Source organism: Flavobacterium collinsii, from assembly GCF_902804485.1.
Lineage (GTDB): Bacteria > Bacteroidota > Bacteroidia > Flavobacteriales > Flavobacteriaceae > Flavobacterium > Flavobacterium collinsii.
In genome coordinates this window covers 61,614-79,606 of the sequence record NZ_CADCST010000065.1, presented here as the reverse complement: position 1 = coordinate 79,606, position 17,993 = coordinate 61,614, and the positions used below count along the sequence as shown (strand labels likewise).

Sequence of the window (17,993 nt, the reverse complement as noted above, 5' to 3'; positions counted from 1 at the left end):
TTAAAATTCGCTCTATTGAACTAAAAAAAGTGCATTGCTGAATAATAAAATTCCATTTTCCCAGAAGCCTCGGAAAAGCGGATTATCCATCATATAAATTACCGATCCATCACCCCTTTTGTCTACGGCAAAACTTACGGTCTCGTCCAGTTTTTTCCTGATGTCGTTACCCACAAATCCGTAACTTAAATAACCTTTTGGGATATAAGCGACATTTATTGCTTTTTTCAATAAAGAGAATGATCTTTCGTTACTTTTAAGACTGAAATAAGTGTTCCCTAACCCGAAGGCCATTGGATAACTTTTGTCAAGCTTATTTTCGATTATTGCTCCGGGAATCGAACCCGAAATTTCTCTTCGTTCCGAACCTTCAAAATCCAGAAAACGCTTTTTAAGTTCGATCTCTTTTTCTTCCTTTTCCGATTTCTCTTTGTCTTCTTTACTTGCAAATAAACTCAAAGCATAACCGTCACGGTCCTGAAATAGCGAAATTGCGTTGGCCATAGCAATAACTTTTCCGCCATTTTTTACCCATTCATCAATTTGTTTTTTTTGATCTTCACCCAATTCATAACTACCGTCTGACAAAATTAAAGTATTGTAGTTGTACAATTTAACCCGATTCAAATTAGCCGTTTCTACTATACTTACCGGATAAGCTACCGTTTCATCAAGATAATACCAAGTTGCGCCAAACTCTGTTGAAACCACTCCTTTTCCGGACAACATCAATATTTTTGGTGCTTTAAGCAGTGTAAAATTCTCTCCTCCAATATCTTTTGAATTCGTCGAAAATCCCGTGGTTATAAAGCTAAAATCGGTTTTAATTTTGATAATAGTACTTACCGTTTTTTCAAAATCAGCAATTTTTGCATTATCTGCCCTACTGATAATTAACCCTCCCGGTTCGACAGTGACCGTTCCAAAAACTGCTTTTTTCATAGCCGATCGCACTTTTATTCCCGCCTGATGCAGTAAGGAAATCACCTGTGCAGAAGTTCTGTTATTCCACGGAACATAAAAGGCGTATACCGATTCAGGAATGTTTTTATCTGCAGTCTCCACTTTACTCTTTGTTTTGATTGGAAGACTATTTTTAACCGCATAACCTTCAATACCATACGCCAAAGGCAAAGCCCAGGCCGTAATATCATACGACAAACTATCATTTAATTTTTGGTTCGGTTCAAACAACACCTGCGTTAAAACCGATCTTGGCTGATCAGCCTTAATAATTAAATCGTTGGGCTCGATTTTAAAGCTTTCATTCTTCTTCGTCTGATAATGAAATCCGGAAGCACTCCCGGAAGCATCTGCGTAACTAAATTCAATATCATTTTTTTGAAGTAATTCCGTCAATTGCTCCAGTTTAGGATTGCTTTTTAACACATAAGTATTGTAAACCCCTTTGGCTTTTTTGCGGGCATTGATGTGAAAATCTCTAAACCCTTTGAGCAATATGTCTTTTTGTGAAGCGGCACTTTCTACCACTGTCAAGACCGCAGTTGCATGATGCGTTAAGCGGTCTTTTATAGTAACATTTGCACCATTTTCCATTGTTACTTCGCGCCCCGCGCCTATTCCGCCCTGTTCCAGCGTTAGACCAACTGCACCATTATACGTTGGATAAGTATCTCCGTAACTCGGGTAAAACAAATCAAATCGCTCCCTGGTATTGTACATCCAGTTTTGCTTGTCAAATTTCTGTGAAATATTTTTACCTAAAACAGTATAAAAATCCTTTTGATATTGCTCAATAAATTCATGTAGAGGTTCTGCTGCCGGAGGAAAAAAGTAAGGTGAATTGTAACTCATTTCATGCACATCGGTGTGTACCTGTGGCATCCATTGGTTGTACAGTTTAATACGCTGTTGCGATTCAGCTTGTGTTTGCCAGGCCCAATCACGGTTCAAATCAAAAAGATAGTGGTTGTATCTTCCACCCGGCCAGACTTCCATATGTTCTCTGTCGTACAAACCCGGATGTGTCTTTTTACCTGAAATCTCTCTTAACCAGTTTCCATATCTTGAATAGCCATCGGGATTAATGCAAGGATCCAGAATAACAATGGTATTTTTGAGCCATTGTTTTGTAGCTTCGTTTGACGGGTTCAACAGTTCGTATGCCACGGTTAAGGCACTTTCGGTTCCGGCAAATTCATTTCCGTGAACATTAAAACTCAACCAGACAATAATTTTTTCTTCGGCTCCGCTATTTTTTTTATCCGATAATCCAATTGCCGCCAAATTGTTGTTTCGGATTTGTTCCAGATTGGCCAAATTTTCGGGTGTCGAAATATAATAAACATTCAGATCACGCTGTTCGTTGGTCGTTCCGTACTTCTGTTTTTTGATCGATTGGGATTGTTCCGTCAGATAATTAAAATAATCTTCTACCTGATGGTAATAACTAATTTGTTTTCCGTAATTCGGAATAAATTCTGAAGGTGTTTTTAATTGCGCCAAAGCAGCAAAAGAAATGGTTAACAGCAGAACTGTTACAAAGAATACTTTCTTCATAAGTGATTAAAATTTGGATAGTTGGTTAAAAATAACAATTAACTCAATCCCTTTTCTAAAATCATCAGGAATATTATCATTTTAAATCGTTGCTGAAAATTATTCTAAACACTTGGTTACATAATTTTAAAACAAAAAAAAGCGTCAGACTTGTAATAAACCACATAGTATTATATGAGAGAAGTTTGCTTCTTTTACACCTTTTTCTTCCGTACAAAACAATCCATGTCTTATATGTTAAATAAGACTTTTACAGATTTCACTTAAGTTTATGTTTTAAAAAAATAATTTCCTGTTTTTCCAGATACGTAAAATAGGAAACGATTACCTTCCATCAGACATTAATTTGTATTTTAGACCTTTCGGAACAAACTATTAAAATAAAAAAACTCAATACTATATTATGGAAGAAGCAGTAATTGAAAAATCGATTTTTGAAGAAATACCAACAGAAAAAATCTATACAGACAAAGCAATTCGTGTTGGCACTTTCTTGGGAGGGCCTTTGGTTGCCGGTTATTTTTTAGCAGAGAATTTTAAAGTTTTTGGTGAATCAGCGAAAGCCAAAAAAACCTGGATTATAACCCTACTTACAACTATCTTTATTTTTGCCCTGATATTCTTAATTCCGGAACACATCAGTGCCAAGATTCCAAATATCGTTTTCCCTTTAATTTATATGGGAATCGCTACTTATTTCACCAAACAATATCAGGAAAAACAAATTAGCAAACACCTTGAAAATGGCGGTGAACATTTTGCCTGGCCGAGAACCATTTTAATTTCGATTATTGGTATTTCGGTTCTTCTTGGCGGAATATTCAGTATTGCCTTTTTAACCGAAACAGCAAACGGGGGCTTAACAGAATCAACGAAAAAATACGGTGTAATGAATCATGAAATTGCCTATCAAAGTAATATCAATGAAAACGAAGTAGATAAGATTGCTGAAGCTCTTCAGAAAACTACCTTTTTTGATAATGCCATAACCAAGTATGTCTATTTAGAAAAAATCAATAACAGCTACGAAATATCAATTTCCTGCAACGAATCAGTTAAAGATGACGCGTCAGCCTTTGAACCTTTTGTAGTATTAAGAAACGATATGCAAAAATATTTCCCACATCATAAGATCATTCTAAAACTTGTGGTAAATGACCTTGATAATGTAGTCAGGAGAATTGAGTAAATCCAACAATCTAATTATCTAATTGTCAAACTATCTTGTCCGATTCACCCCTCATTTTTGTCTCTTAACAGCCCTGACACATTGATCTTTAAACCGTAAATTTGTGTTACATCTTTTTAAAACCAAACAAAATGAGTGCAACAAATTTTACCACAACTATACTAGTCGATCAGTCACCGCAAGAAGTTTTTAAGGCTGTGACAAATGTTCGTGGCTGGTGGTCTGAAGAAATCGAAGGGAATACAGCTCAATTAAACGATGAATTTGACTATCATTACGAAGATATTCACCGTTGTAAAGTAAAACTAATAGAAGTAATTCCGAATCAGAGAATAGTCTGGCTGGTGGAGCAAAACTATTTCAAATTTACGGAAGACGAAACCGAATGGACAGGGACCTATCCTACTTTTGAGATCTCAGAAAAGGACGGAAAAACAGAACTTCGTTTTACGCATGTTGGTCTCGTACCGGAATATGAATGTTTTGAAATTTGCAGAGGTGCCTGGACTAATTATATTGAAAACAGCTTATTTAAGCTGATTACAACCGGAAAAGGAGAACCTAACGCAACCGGAAAGCCTCAGACCGAAAATGAGAAAAAACTATCTGAAAAACCATAGCCTAATCTTTCTCACTCCTTTTTTAACGATAACAATAGAAAACCAGCGCATTATTTAATTGCGATACCAGCTATAATTTTCCTAAATTCGTAGTACTAAAACTATGACTATGAATCCTATTTTAAGAAATACATTAGCCGTTATAATTGGTCTTTTTGTTGGAAGTATTGTCAATATGGCGATCATTTTGATGAGTGGTTCTATCATTCCTGCTCCCAATGGCGCAGATGTTACCACTATTGAAGGACTAAAAGCTACGATGCACTTATTTGAGCCAAAACATTTTCTGTTTCCGTTTCTGGCGCATGCCATCGGAACATTTGCGGGAGCCGGAACAACTGCATTAATTGCCATTAGTCATAAAACAAAACTTGCACTGGTCATTGGCGCTTTCTTTTTACTGGGAGGAATTGTAAATGTATGCTCTTTGCCTTCTCCGGTTTGGTTTAATATCACAGACCTATTATTTGCCTATATACCGGCAGCTTATCTGGCTACGAAATTGGTGGTGAAAGAAAAATCTTAAAATCTGTTTTTTATTAGCTAATAAAGCTAACACAAAAACATTTTAACACATAAAAACATAGATTTTTAGGTGTAAAAAAAGAAAACAAAGAAAAATATATTTCTTTCGCATAGGAAAACTATGTGTACTAAAATAAAGTGAAACGCCTTTTTATGCGCACAGTATCTATGTTTCTATGTGTTAAAACAATTAAGCACAACAGCTTAACCGATAATTTTACTAATTAGGAAGACTTGTTTTTTCTTCCAAAATCATAAAGTTATGCTTTATAAATGCCCCTCAAAACAATGAAAAAAATAGGCCTTGTAGGCGGAATCAGCTGGGTTTCCACCATAGATTATTACAAATTAATTAACGAAGGCGTTAATAAAAAACTGGGCGGACTCCAATTTGCCGAGTGCTTAATTTATTCGTTGAATTTTGGTGATGTTCAGGAAAAAACCTGGGCTCATTCATACGAACTCCTGTTAAATGCTTGCTCAAGTTTGAAAAAGAGTGGTGTTGATGCTATCGTATTGTGTGCAAACACCGCACATATGTATGCCAGTGAAATTGAAAAAGAAATAGCATTGCCGCTAATTCATATCGGAACGGAAACTGCAAGAGTCATAACAAAAGAAAAACTCACAACAATTGGACTTTTAGGGACTTCATTTTCAATGGAAATGAATTTTTATAAAGACCGTCTAAAAAGTTTTGGATTGAACGTACTCATTCCTGAGAAACAGGAAACTCGAGATTACATACAGTTTGTTCTCAAAGAAGAACTTGGAAGAGGTATTATTAATCCCGACTCCAAACAGAACTATATCAATATAGCAAACGAACTTATTTCACGAGGCGCTGAAGGCGTTATTCTTGGCTGTACCGAAATTCCTTTACTATTGGATCAGTCTGATTTTTCTGTTCCGGTTTTTGATACTACAAAAATACATTCTGAGGCCATTGTAGATTTTATACTGTCTTAAAATCAAAACATTTTCTACAATCACTTACATTAATAATTTGATAATTGTTTTTATTTCAGGAAGTTATTTTCATAACTTAGTTAGCTTTTAAATCTTAAAACCATGACTAAGAAAGAAATCGCCCGCGACTTTTTAAAACTCGCCGCAAACGGACATTCGCATGAAGCTTTTCGTCTTTATGTCGGCGAAAACTTTAAACACCACAATGCCTATTTTAAAGGAGATGCCGATACTTTGATGCTTGCCATGGAAGAATCAACCCGAAAAAACCCTAATAAAACTTTTACCATTCATCATATACTCGAAGATGAGAATCTGGTTGCTGTGCATTCGCATTTAAAACAAACACCTACTGATATCGGTTTTGTAGTGATACACATCCTTCGGTTTGAATCTGACAAAATTGTAGAGCTTTGGGATTTAGGACAATCCATCCCAACTGAACTGGTTAATGAAAATGGAATGTTCTAATCAATAAAACAGAAAACACAACACAAAACCACTTAAAAACGTTAATGACCACTATTCAAAAAAAATCAGCACTACTCTGCTTTCTAATTCTATTCATAAACTGTAATTTGATTGCACAGAAGCAAGACAATTTATCACTTAAAATTGATAATATTCTTAAAAATGCTTCCCCCGTTTTTAATGGTGTAATTCTGATTTCAAAAAAAGGAAAAACAATATATTCGAAAGCACAGGGTTTCAGTAATTTTGAAAACAAGAAGCCTTTAAAAATTGACAGTCCATTTGAGATTATGTCAAACAGTAAACAAATCACGGCAGTTTTAATTTTACTGGAAGTTGATAAAGGGAAAATAAACCTAAATGCCCCTATCAAAAAATACCTGCCGGATTTAACCCAATCCTGGGCCGACTCCATAACGGTTCAACAACTTTTAAACCACAGTCACGGAATTACGAATTTACAAAAGCCTTTGGCTTTTCATCCCGGAACCGATTTCAAGTATGGAGATCTCAGTTTTAGTCTGCTTGGCAAAATTGTAACAAATACCACTAAAAAAAGCTATTCAGAAAACGCGAATTTGCTTTTCAAAAAACTAAACATGAAAAACACTTTTGTCTATGATACTACCAAAAATCAGAATATAGTATCAGGGTACACCAATAAAAACGGTGTTTTTGAACGGATGAAAAACTCCAAAATCACACCTGAAACCCTAGGTGCTGACGGGATCATCTCAACTGTAAACGATCTGGCAACCTGGAACGAAAACCTTCATAAAGGAAAAATTCTAAAACCCGAAACCTATCAATTAATGATCACTTCAAAGATTACTTCGCAGCATAATTTCTTCGGAAAAGAAAAAGAAGGTTATGGTTACGGAATTCGGATTATCGAAAAGGAGGCTGTGAAATATATTGGTCACACGGGCCTGGGAGATGGTTTTTCTTCTGTAAATTTGTATTTCCCTCAAAGTGATGTGAGTTTGATTATCTTAGAAAATCAAATGAATACAGAGCCTGATTTGTTTTATGCATCTGAATTCAAAATCAAAAATACAGTCTTAAACAGTAATTTATTAAATCCATAAAAATGGCAAAAAATAAAACTACAGCAACCGAAAGCAGTGTCGTTGATTTTATAAATGCGATTGATGACGAAGTTAAAAGAAATGATGCTTTTGAACTCATTAAAATCATGCAGAATATAAGTGGTTTTGAAGCTAAAATGTGGGGACCAAGCATCATTGGATTTGGCAGCTATCACTACAAGTATGACAGCGGACACGAAGGCGATGCTCCTCTTGCCGGTTTCTCACCAAGAAAAGCTGCTATATCGCTTTATGTATATCTTCCGCACGAAAAAAGAGAAGAGCTTCTATCAAAACTAGGAAAACACAAGTCAGCAAAAGCTTGTATTTACATCAAAAAACTAAGCGATGTTGATCTAGAAATTGTTAGAAAAATGATTACGATATCACTTGAACTGACGCAAAAACTTTATCCACCACAATAAAAATGATCACACCCTTACTTATTATAGTTCTCGTCTTAGGCATTGTACTTTACTTTTTTCTACAGCATCCAAAATTTGGTAAAGCACCTTCAGGAGAAAGATTAGCATTGATTCAGAAATCACCTCAATTTAAAAATGGCAAATTCGAAAATCAGAACTTTACACCGGAACTCGTAGAAGGTTATGGATACTCTAAAGTACTTTATGATTTTCTCATTAAAAAAGTAGACCGAAAGATTCCATCCGACCTCATTCCTTCAGTCAAAACCAATTTATTAGCATTGTCCCCCGAAAAAGATGCGCTGGTTTGGTTTGGACATTCTTCGTATTTTATTCAGCTTGAAGGAAAACGTTTTTTAATCGACCCTGTTTTCAGCGGTAATGTCTCACCCGTTCCCGGCACCGCAAAAGCATTTAAAGGAACCGATATTTACACCGTGGAGGATCTACCCGAAATTGATTATTTACTAATCACACACGATCATTACGACCATCTGGATTATGAAACCATCATGCAATTAAAACCAAAGACCAGAAAAGTAATTTGCTCTCTCGGCGTGGGTTCACACTTTGAGTTTTGGGGATTCCCAAATGAAAACATCATCGAGAAAGACTGGTTTGAAAAAATAGAACTCGATCAGAATTTAACGCTTTACACTACTCCTTCAAGACATTTTTCAGGCAGGAGTTTCAAGCGCTGTAACACACTTTGGAGCTCGTTTGTTTTAGAGGCCAGAGACTTTAAAATGTATTTGGGCGGCGACAGTGGTTATGATACACACTTTAAAGAAATTGGGACTCAATTTGGCCCTTTCGACATTGCGCTTATCGACAATGGTCAATACAATCCTGCATGGAAATACATTCATAATTTACCCGAAGATGTAATCAAAGCCATGCAAGATCTGAACGCAAAAAGAGTATTTCCGGTGCATTCGTCTAAATTTTCACTGGCCCCTCATTCCTGGGATGAACCTTTGAAAAAAGTGACCGAATTAAATGATTTATCCGGGAATCCGATTCCGTTAATTACTCCAATGATTGGAGAATTAGTCGAACTAAAAAATGAAAAGCAACCCTTTCAACAATGGTGGAAAGGTATCAAATAAACCAGTTCTTATAATTAATATAATAAAAAATGACTTCTTCAATTTATATCGTGCGAAATGCTCTTCCTTCAGAATTTGAAGAAATTGGAAAATTACTCATCAGCGTTTATTCGCAACTGGACGGTTTTCCAAAAGAAAATGAGCAGCCTAACTATTATAAAATGTTGGCCAATATTGGTGACTTTACCAATTACCCGCAAACAGAACTTTTAGTTGCGACTGATGAAAACAATGCCCTCCTCGGTGCGGTAGTTTATTTCAACGACATGCAATACTATGGCTCGGGCGGAATTGCTACTCAGGAACAAAACTCGGCCGGATTTCGATTACTGGGTGTTGCTACCACTGCAAGAGGAAAAGGTATCGGTAAACTTTTAACGCAGGAATGCATTCAGAAAGCAGCTTCTGACAAACGAGAGCAAGTTATCATTCACTCGACTTTAGCCATGAAAACAGCCTGGGAAATGTACGAGAAACTAGGCTTCACAAGATCTGAAGATTTAGACTTTATGCAGGGAGAATTGGCCGTATTTGGCTTTCGTTTACCACTTCTTTCCTAAAAAATTATTATGTAACTCAAAAAACAACTCAAAATGAATACTGCTTTTTTAAACCTACAGCCTGAAATTTTAGAAGATGATTTGACCCAATTAATTCCGCTGCAGGAAAGTGATTTTGAAAAACTTTATCAAGTGGCTTCAGATCCTTTGATATGGGAACAGCATCCAAATAAAAACCGCTACGAAAAAGAAGTCTTTCAAAATTTCTTTGAAGGTGCCATAGAAAGTAAAGGCGCTTTTCTTATAGTGGATAAAACTACAGGCGAAATTGCCGGAAGTACCCGATTTTATGAGTACGACCCCGAAAATAAAACTGTTTTTATTGGCTATACTTTTTACGGAAGAAAATTCTGGGGTACCGGATTTAATACGCAGGTGAAAAAAATGATGCTGGATTATGCTTTTAAAGCAGTTGACAAAGTTCAGTTTCATATTGGAGCAGAAAATTACCGTTCGCAAAAAGCCATAGAAAAATTGGGTGCCATAAAAGTAGAAGAACTAGAAGTCGCCTATTATAATGAACCATCCCGTCATAATTTTGTATACGAAATAAAAAAATAATGAAAAGAATAACTGTTTTCTGCGGTTCGAGTTTTGGTACCGATGAAATTTACAAAGAACAGGCAAGCCTACTCGGAAAAACTTTAGCCAAACAAAACTTAGAACTCGTTTACGGAGGAGCAAATGTAGGGCTAATGGGAGCTGTGGCCGATGGCGTTTTAAGCGAAGGCGGAAAGGCAATAGGCGTACTACCTAATTTTTTAAGATCGAAAGAAATTGCACATTTAGGTTTAACCGAATTGATTGTGGTAGAAAGTATGCACGAGAGAAAGACCAAAATGAATGATTTATGTGACGGTGTCATTGCATTACCGGGTGGATTTGGAACCCTAGAGGAGCTTTTTGAAATGCTTACCTGGGGACAATTAGGTTTACACAAAAAACCTATCGCCATCCTGAACATCAATGGCTTTTACGATTCACTCATTGAGTTGACAAAAATTATGGTAGAGAAAGGTTTGCTAAAAGAAGTCAATCAGCAAATGCTTTTAGTAAGCGATAACATCGAGGATTTATTAACACAAATGAAAAATTACGTCCCGCCGACCACCGGGAAATGGATCGATAAAGCGCAATCCTAACGGTTTAATTTTTCTTACCTCAAAAAGAACCTGAAGAATATTTCAAAAAAAACTTTTCAGACAAATCATAGTGCTTTTCGAACAAGTATCAGATAATCAATATTTCTAATTTTACAGTATGAACTAAAACATAAAATCATGGATACTTTTATTACAGATACTAAAACAATTACATTTCTCCTGGCTACATTATTTACAGGTCTTTTAGCCGGTATATTATTTACCTGGGGCAACGCTGTGACGCCGGGAATTGGAAAACTTGATGACATCGGTTATCTCAGGGCTTTTCAGAACATGAATCGTGCTATCCAAAATCCCTTATTTTTTCTGGTCCTTTTTGGTCCATTATTGTTTTCTTTTGCAGCCGCTTATGGTCATAAATCAGATACTATTCTTTTAAAACTGACGGTGACTGCCGCAATTATCTATTTTGCCGGTGTTATTCTTGTTACCATTATAGGAAACGTCCCGCTTAATAAAATTCTTGATAAAACAGATCTGCTTCATATTTCAATCGAGCAGGCTGCCATTTTAAGAAGTAAATTTGAAGCAAAATGGAACAATCTCCACCTGATCCGGATCATTACTTCCTTAATTTCTTTTTCGCTTTTGATTATTAGCTGTTTACTAAAAAACAATACAGTTCGTTAACGACAAACAAAACCATAAATTTTATAAATTAGAAGTCGGGGAAAAATGAAACTGAAAGCTCTAAATTTCAGTTTTCACAAGACTCATTTCACATCTAACATCTCACAAAAAAATGAAAACAGAAAACAACCACTTTGCAAAAGCCGAAATGCTGATTAGAAAGCCTGTTTCAGAAGTCTTTCAGGCTTTTACCGATCCGGAAATTACCAGTAAATTTTGGTTTACAAAAGGCTCCGGAAAACTAGTGCAGGACACCACAACCGAATGGACATGGGAAATGTATGGCTTTACGTTAACCGTAACCACTCATGTCTTGGAAGAGAATAAAAAAATCGTAATCGAATGGGGAAACGCTAACGAAACAACAATCGTCGAATGGATATTTAGCCCCTTAAACGAAAATGAAACCTTTGTAAGTATTACAAATTCAGGTTTAAAAGGAGATACCGACAAAATAATAGATCAGGTTCGGAATTCTACCGAAGGTTTTACATTAGTTCTGGCCGGAGCAAAAGCCTACCTGGAACATCAAATTCAGCTGAACCTGGTTCTGGACAGATTCCCTAAAGGACTGGAATAAAGGGGAAATCAAATTCCAAAACCTGAAACCTGAAACTTGAAACTTGAAACAATAAACACGTCCCTATGGAAACAAAGAAACCCGAAAACATCGATGCCTATATTGACAGTTTTTCAAAGGAAGTGCAGGAGGTTCTGAAAAAAATTCGGATGACCATTCAGGAAGCCGCTCCGGATGCGAAAGAAAAAATCAGTTATGCAATGCCGGCTTTTGAGCAAAACGGAATCGTAGTCTATTTTGCTGCTTTCAAAAATCATATCGGACTTTATGCTTTACCAAGTGGACATGCCGCTTTTAAAGAAGATTTATCCAAATACAAATCCGGAAAAGGTTCTGTGCAATTTCCTTTAAACGAGCCCATGCCTTATGACTTAATTGCCAAAATTGTAAAATTCAGAGTGAGAGAAAATCTCGAAAAAGCAAAAAAGAAATAACGCCGTACAAACGTAACAGCTTTTATTTTACTTATTAAACTTCCCGAAATGCCACAAAACGCCCGACGGATCGTGTAAAAAACATTCGCTTCCCCAGTCTAAATGAACTGTTGGTGTTAATTTCACTCCGTATTTTTCGGTTAGATTAAGTGCTAAAAGCTGATTGTAGTAATAATCAACATCTTCAACTTCCAAAAAAATCATAGTGTTTTCATTCCAGCTTTTATCGTAATAATCCTGAAGATAAAAGGCTAAATCGCCTGTTTTGAAAACAGAAAACATGGGATCTAAAACGCCTTCTTCAAAACCTAAATCCCGATAGAAACTTCTCGAAATTTCAAAATCTTTAGCTCCAATAAAGGGTCGAATGGATGTTACTTTGTGATTCATTTTCCTAAATTTTATAAATGAAGTTATAATTTTTGACGAAATAAATTTAAGAAAACCATTCGATTTTATTATCCAGACGGATGAGAAAGTCTGTAAATGATTTCCCAATTTCAGTATTGTACTTACTATTCAAATCCATAAAAGGCGAAAGAATTATTTTTACATTGTCAAATTGATCTATTTCAATCCCAATAAATTCTCCGCTTCCATTTGAACCAATTCCAATAGTTCTGGTCATTTTTTCAACTATGTTGTAACCTTTATTGGATTCGATAATTTCTTCCAAACTCCACAGGTTTATAAATTCCACACCAATAAATTGATCAATCCCAAAATAGTTTTTAAGATAAAAAACATAATCTTCCGGAAGTTTCAAATTGGCATAAAATTCAACATCATTGATTTTAACATGACTATTTATACTTCTCTTCGGAAAACTATATTTTGCAATTATTTTTTCTAAGTCTTCCATAAGCCAAATTCTCTTTTATAAATCTACATTGTTATAATAAATCAAGAAGGATTTATTAATATGAATTTGAAATTATTCACCCGTTTAAAACAGATCTCTATTTGTCAAAACCGAGTTGTTTGCGCAAATCCAGATTTAGCCCATATTGTTCCTGAATTGAAATTACCTTACGTGAATTTTTATTAATATCACTTCCTGCATTCGTCCAAAGAAACGGGTAAAAATTAAAAACATCGTCTCCCTTTATTTTTGAAACTTCTTCTCTCCATCCTTTCCATCTGCTTCCTTCATAAAACTTATCCAGGTCATTATTAAAACAGAACTCTAAAAACTCTGAGTAAGTAACGTCCAACTGCTCGTATTCGAGACTATCCGGAGAAAAATAATAAATCTTTCCTAAATCGCTTCCCAGTCCACCGTCATTCAACAAATAAAAGCCACCTATTGCATCATCTGCAATTAGCAAAAAACCGGGTTTCTCACCAAACTCTTTAAATGACTTTCCTTTGTTCCAATCCGGTAGTGTACGATTAAATTTAGAACTTCCTGATCCCAAAATCCGAATCCAGCCATCATCGATTAAAAGTCCGCCCGTCATAAAAACAATTGCCCCCATTGGCGAATGTGTCGTTACCTGCGTTTTGTATAAGGCTTCCTTTGCTTTTAAGGCATCGACAGGTAAAATCTCTACCTTATTCTTTGCCTTTTTAATCCCCGCTTCCACTATTGTCCAGCCGGGTTCTTTTTTATCTATAAGTTCGTCTGTAGTTTTCATTTTGTTTTGCGCGCCTGCGAAAAAAGTAATCAAAATCACAGTAATCGTTAACAGTTTTTGTGTCATTTCTTGAATAGCTATATACTTATTTTATCTCTTATCCTTTCTTCAAAATATTCCCCAGACCGCGACCAATTTGTTCTATTGCTTCAAGGCCTTTTGTCAATGGAGTTGCGGTGAAATCTTCATACGCGTCCATAGCAGTTTCTTTGTGATCGTCTTGTGCGTACACTAAAATCAGATTGTTATCCTCGAATGATTTTTCGAACTTCTGTGGCAATTTATCAAAGATCGACTTGTACGAAACAGATCCTTTTCTGGACAAATTGAAAACAATCAAATCGGTTGGTTTAATTTCATCCGAAATCGATTCAAAATCTTCCCAGTTCAAAATGCTTTTAAATCCTAATTTGGCATTTAACTTCAATTTGACTGCAATCTGCAAAATAGCCTGATGCGTTTTATATTCGGAATAAATCACAATCGGAATGCTTAATTCCTGTGATAATCTACATATTTTTTGCAAAAGCAGGTGGAATCCAACCCCTCTTTCTGAAAAAGGCGGGCAAATGAAAACCAATCTTTTTTCTTCAATAAAAGTTTTTTCAAACCTACAGATAAACAGACATTTATCGACATTATTGATAATTGAATCTACATTTTCTCCGAAAATTTTATCCAAAAAACCAGTTTTTCTTGGCCAGCCTACGATCACGATATCCGACATGATTTCTTTAGAGGTTCTTGCAATTCCGCTGGCTGGATTATGATCAATTCTGGCAATGGTATTAATTTTTACTTCCGAAGCAGAGCCCTGAATTACGAATTTGTCTACCGCTTTTCGGTAATTTAGAATATTAATTTCCGCCTGATCATTATTTGGAACAATCGTTAACAAGGTCACGGGATTCGATGATTTTTTATCTTTTATCAAAAGTGCAAAATCCAATAAACTGGCTGTAGCCGAAGTTTTAGCTAACGGAATTAAGATATGCTCGTCTAAAATCTGATCGCCATTGGCATCTTCACTTGAAACTTCTTCTTCGCAGATAGCAATCTTTTTGGCCGCTTTTTCTGTAGCAAAAGAGGCAACAATACAAGTTATCAGAATTAAAATAATAGTCCCGTTCAGAATGTTTTCGTCTAATATCTTTGCCTTAAATCCTACCAGAATAACAGCCAGTGTTGCCGCAGCGTGCGCACTGCTCAATCCAAAAATAAGCTGTCTTTCGGTTTTTGTATATCTAAAAACGATTTGAGTAAAAAAGGCAGCGATCCATTTTCCAAAAATGGCAACAACGCTCAATGTTCCGGCTACAATCAAAGCGGTCGGTCCGCTCAGGATCACACTTATATCTACCAGCATTCCCACTGAAATTAGGAAAAACGGAATGAACAGCGAATTTCCAATAAACTCAATTCTATTCATCAAAGCTGATGAATGCGGAATTAAAGGATTTAATGCCAAACCCGCAACGAATGCACCAATAATAGGTTCTACCCCTGCTACTTCTGCCAAAAATGCCGCAAAAAACACCACTGAAAGTACAAAAATGTAATGAGCGTGTTTTTCGCTTTCTAATTTCTTAAAAAACCATTTTGCAATTCTTGGAATAACCAAAAACATGATAGCCGAGAAAATGGCCAATGAAACTGTTAGTTTGATCCAGAAAGCCTGGTTTAAGTTACCCTGACTGCTTCCCATAATCACCGCCAGAATAATCAAAACGGCAGTATCTGTTAAAATAGTTCCTCCAACCGTAATGGCCACAGCCTGATTTTTTGCGATGCCAAGTTTGCTCACAATTGGATAAGCCACCAGAGTGTGCGTAGCAAACATACTTGCAGTTAAAAAACTTGCATTAAAATCATAATTCAACAGGTAAAAACAAACCGGAAACCCAATCGTTAATGGAAAAATAAAAGTAAAAAAACCAAACAACAAACTCTTATTTCTATTGGCTTTAAACTCATTCATGTCCAATTCCAGACCGGCAATAAACATGATATACAAGAGTCCGATGGTAGAAAACAAATCAACGGCCGAATTCTTTGCCAGAATATTCAATCCGTGAGGTCCGATAATTACTCCGGAAATTATAAGTCCGATAATCCCGGGGATATTTATTTTTTTAAGTAAAATAGGTGACAAGAGAATAATGAAAAGTATCAAAGAAAAAATCAATACTGGATTGCTGAGGGGTAATTCGAATTCTTGTAAAAAATGCTTGAAAAATTCTATCATAATGTAATTTTATCTTCTTTATACTCTATTTAATTTTTCGCAAAAAAAATGCTAAAACTAAAATAAAATCTCAGAAGTTATTATTTGCCGATTCTTCTAAAAGCTCTAAAAACGGCTTCTTTAGTGATTGTTTCATTACAAAAATAACTAAAAAAAACACTAACTTTCTATATAAATGGGATATTACGTAATTAATTTTGTTTCGTTGCCAAATTATTAATATTTAATATTTATTTTAACAAAACTGCAACATTAACAATAGAAAATTAAACGACTTTGCATTATTCAATTATCTTTGTCTTAATAAAAATTGCACAATGGAAGAATGTATCTCTGTTTTTGATATGCTAAAAATTGGCGTTGGCCCCTCAAGTTCACATACTTTAGGGCCATGGAGAGCCGCTGAACGTTTTTTGGAAGAGCTGAAAGACGAATCAATTTTAGACCAGATTAAACGTGTAAAAGTCGATTTATACGGATCACTTTCCTTAACCGGAAAAGGTCATGCCACCGATTTATCGGTGATGCTGGGATTAAGCGGGCAGGATCCCGAGTATATTCCGGTGGAAAATATTGCCGGAATTATTAAAAACATCGAAGAACAAAACGAAATCATTCTGGCGAATGAATATAAAGTTCCATTCTACTTTCTTCAGGATATTGTTTTTAATAAAGACTTCCTTCCTTTTCATGCCAACGGATTAAAATTTACGGCCTATAAAGCCGACGATTCCGAATATGAATCTACTTTTTATTCAATTGGAGGAGGATTTGTTGTTAAAGAAGAACGTACAAATGCCAAAATCAAGGAGGTTATTAAATGTGCCTTTCCTTTCCCGATTCAAAATGCTGTCGAGCTTTTAAATTATACCATCACAGAAAACAAATCGATTTCTGAGATCGTTTATGAAAACGAAAAATCAATGCGTCCGGAGACTGAAATTCACTCTGAATTAATGCGCATTTGGAACACGATGTTAGAATGTATGTACATTGGCTGTCATTCTGAAGGAATTCTCCCAGGCGGACTAAATGTTCGCAGACGTGCTTTTGACATGCATCAGAATTTAATCGGTTTATCTAATTATTCTGATCCGCAAAGCTGGCTGGAAGAAATTAGAAAAACCGAAGTAAAATTTCGTCAGATTCTAAAATGGGTAAGCTGTTTTGCACTTGCCGTGAATGAGGTAAATGCTTCTTTAGGCCGTGTGGTTACTGCACCTACAAACGGAAGTGCTGGTGTAATTCCGGCTGTTTTAATGTATTACCTGGTAATTGAAAACCATGATGCAGGCGAAAAAGAAATCAAACAATTCCTAATGGTTGCCGGAGAAATTGGAAGTATTTTCAAAAAAGGATCCACTATATCTGCAGCAATGGGAGGCTGTCAGGCAGAAATTGGCGTTTCGTCATCAATGGCCGCAGCAGCACTTTGCGAATTAATGGGCGGATCTCCTGCTCAGGTTTTAATGGCTGCCGAAATTGCTATGGAACATCACTTAGGGTTAACCTGTGACCCAATTGGCGGTTTGGTTCAGATTCCGTGTATCGAAAGAAATACGATGGGTGCCATAAAAGCTATTAATGCAGCCGAACTGGCTCTTGAAACCGATTCTAAAAACGCAAAAGTGCCTTTAGACAAAGTCATCAATACCATGTGGCAAACGGCAAAAGACATGAATTCCAAATACAAAGAAACCTCTGAAGGCGGATTAGCGATTGCCGTAAACATGGCAGATTGCTAAATCTTAAATAGTTGCCCCGAATTACACAACTTTCCGGAATTTTAATTAAGTCAAACACTAATTAATGCGAATCAGGGAAATTT

At 35.9% G+C, this 17,993-nt stretch carries 20 protein-coding genes; 15 read left to right on the top strand and 5 right to left on the bottom strand.

What is annotated here, in order from left to right:
• Positions 1–12: 12 nt before the first annotated feature.
• Positions 13–2,520 carry a M14 family zinc carboxypeptidase gene (locus FLA105534_RS05190; RefSeq protein ID WP_173964970.1) on the bottom strand — a complete coding sequence of 836 codons (2,508 nt, stop codon included), beginning with the start codon at positions 2,518–2,520 and terminating at the stop codon, positions 13–15.
• Between the two features lie 403 nt (positions 2,521–2,923).
• On the opposite strand from FLA105534_RS05190, the gene FLA105534_RS05185 reads away from it, so the two are divergent.
• From FLA105534_RS05185 to FLA105534_RS05120, 14 genes are all read left to right on the top strand, one after another.
• Positions 2,924–3,709, top strand: a complete 786-nt coding sequence (locus FLA105534_RS05185; protein WP_217427690.1) for a hypothetical protein — start codon at positions 2,924–2,926, stop codon at positions 3,707–3,709.
• Between the two features lie 131 nt (positions 3,710–3,840).
• Complete coding sequence (locus tag FLA105534_RS05180; RefSeq protein ID WP_173964969.1) at positions 3,841–4,329, top strand: SRPBCC family protein; 489 nt, start codon at positions 3,841–3,843, stop codon at positions 4,327–4,329.
• A gap of 109 nt (positions 4,330–4,438) precedes the next feature.
• Entirely contained in the window at positions 4,439–4,855 is a 417-nt protein-coding gene (locus FLA105534_RS05175; protein WP_173964968.1) for a hypothetical protein, read from the top strand.
• 287 nt (positions 4,856–5,142) lie between these two features.
• Positions 5,143–5,823, top strand: coding sequence for an aspartate/glutamate racemase family protein (locus FLA105534_RS05170; RefSeq protein WP_173964967.1), 681 nt, complete (start codon positions 5,143–5,145; stop codon positions 5,821–5,823).
• A 102-nt stretch (positions 5,824–5,925) separates the two neighbouring features.
• Positions 5,926–6,294, top strand: coding sequence for a nuclear transport factor 2 family protein (locus tag FLA105534_RS05165; protein ID WP_173964966.1), 369 nt, complete (start codon positions 5,926–5,928; stop codon positions 6,292–6,294).
• 44 nt (positions 6,295–6,338) lie between these two features.
• On the top strand, positions 6,339–7,382 hold the full coding sequence (locus FLA105534_RS05160; RefSeq protein WP_173964965.1) for a serine hydrolase domain-containing protein: 1,044 nt from the start codon (positions 6,339–6,341) through the stop codon (positions 7,380–7,382).
• 2 nt (positions 7,383–7,384) lie between these two features.
• Complete coding sequence (locus tag FLA105534_RS05155) at positions 7,385–7,807, top strand: DUF1801 domain-containing protein (protein WP_173964964.1); 423 nt, start codon at positions 7,385–7,387, stop codon at positions 7,805–7,807.
• A 2-nt stretch (positions 7,808–7,809) separates the two neighbouring features.
• The gene (locus FLA105534_RS05150; protein ID WP_173964963.1) at positions 7,810–8,916 is read left to right on the top strand and encodes an MBL fold metallo-hydrolase; all 1,107 of its coding nucleotides are present in this window, start codon (positions 7,810–7,812) and stop codon (positions 8,914–8,916) included.
• 29 nt (positions 8,917–8,945) lie between these two features.
• Positions 8,946–9,476, top strand: coding sequence for a GNAT family N-acetyltransferase (locus tag FLA105534_RS05145; RefSeq protein ID WP_173964962.1), 531 nt, complete (start codon positions 8,946–8,948; stop codon positions 9,474–9,476).
• A gap of 33 nt (positions 9,477–9,509) precedes the next feature.
• On the top strand, positions 9,510–10,037 hold the full coding sequence (locus FLA105534_RS05140) for a GNAT family N-acetyltransferase (protein ID WP_173964961.1): 528 nt from the start codon (positions 9,510–9,512) through the stop codon (positions 10,035–10,037).
• Entirely contained in the window at positions 10,037–10,618 is a 582-nt protein-coding gene (locus FLA105534_RS05135) for an LOG family protein (RefSeq protein WP_173964960.1), read from the top strand. Before FLA105534_RS05140 ends, FLA105534_RS05135 begins: the two co-directional genes overlap by 1 nt.
• A gap of 138 nt (positions 10,619–10,756) precedes the next feature.
• The gene (locus tag FLA105534_RS05130) at positions 10,757–11,269 is read left to right on the top strand and encodes an anthrone oxygenase family protein (protein ID WP_173964959.1); all 513 of its coding nucleotides are present in this window, start codon (positions 10,757–10,759) and stop codon (positions 11,267–11,269) included.
• A 112-nt stretch (positions 11,270–11,381) separates the two neighbouring features.
• Complete coding sequence (locus FLA105534_RS05125; RefSeq protein ID WP_173964958.1) at positions 11,382–11,849, top strand: SRPBCC family protein; 468 nt, start codon at positions 11,382–11,384, stop codon at positions 11,847–11,849.
• A 65-nt stretch (positions 11,850–11,914) separates the two neighbouring features.
• On the top strand, positions 11,915–12,283 hold the full coding sequence (locus FLA105534_RS05120; protein ID WP_173964957.1) for an iron chaperone: 369 nt from the start codon (positions 11,915–11,917) through the stop codon (positions 12,281–12,283).
• Positions 12,284–12,310: 27 nt separating this feature from the next.
• Here FLA105534_RS05120 and FLA105534_RS05115 read toward each other — a convergent pair whose 3' ends face one another.
• From FLA105534_RS05115 to FLA105534_RS05100, 4 genes are all read right to left on the bottom strand, one after another.
• On the bottom strand, positions 12,311–12,673 hold the full coding sequence (locus tag FLA105534_RS05115; protein WP_173964956.1) for a VOC family protein: 363 nt from the start codon (positions 12,671–12,673) through the stop codon (positions 12,311–12,313).
• A gap of 46 nt (positions 12,674–12,719) precedes the next feature.
• The gene (locus FLA105534_RS05110; protein WP_173964955.1) at positions 12,720–13,145 is read right to left on the bottom strand and encodes an SMI1/KNR4 family protein; all 426 of its coding nucleotides are present in this window, start codon (positions 13,143–13,145) and stop codon (positions 12,720–12,722) included.
• Between the two features lie 97 nt (positions 13,146–13,242).
• Positions 13,243–13,920, bottom strand: a complete 678-nt coding sequence (locus FLA105534_RS05105) for a DUF2625 domain-containing protein (RefSeq protein WP_173964954.1) — start codon at positions 13,918–13,920, stop codon at positions 13,243–13,245.
• 97 nt (positions 13,921–14,017) lie between these two features.
• Positions 14,018–16,165: a cation:proton antiporter gene (locus FLA105534_RS05100; protein WP_173964953.1), complete on the bottom strand. Its 2,148-nt coding sequence runs from the start codon at positions 16,163–16,165 to the stop codon at positions 14,018–14,020.
• Between the two features lie 317 nt (positions 16,166–16,482).
• On the opposite strand from FLA105534_RS05100, the gene FLA105534_RS05095 reads away from it, so the two are divergent.
• Positions 16,483–17,910 carry an L-serine ammonia-lyase gene (locus FLA105534_RS05095; RefSeq protein WP_173964952.1) on the top strand — a complete coding sequence of 476 codons (1,428 nt, stop codon included), beginning with the start codon at positions 16,483–16,485 and terminating at the stop codon, positions 17,908–17,910.
• The last annotated feature ends 83 nt before the right edge of the window (positions 17,911–17,993 follow it).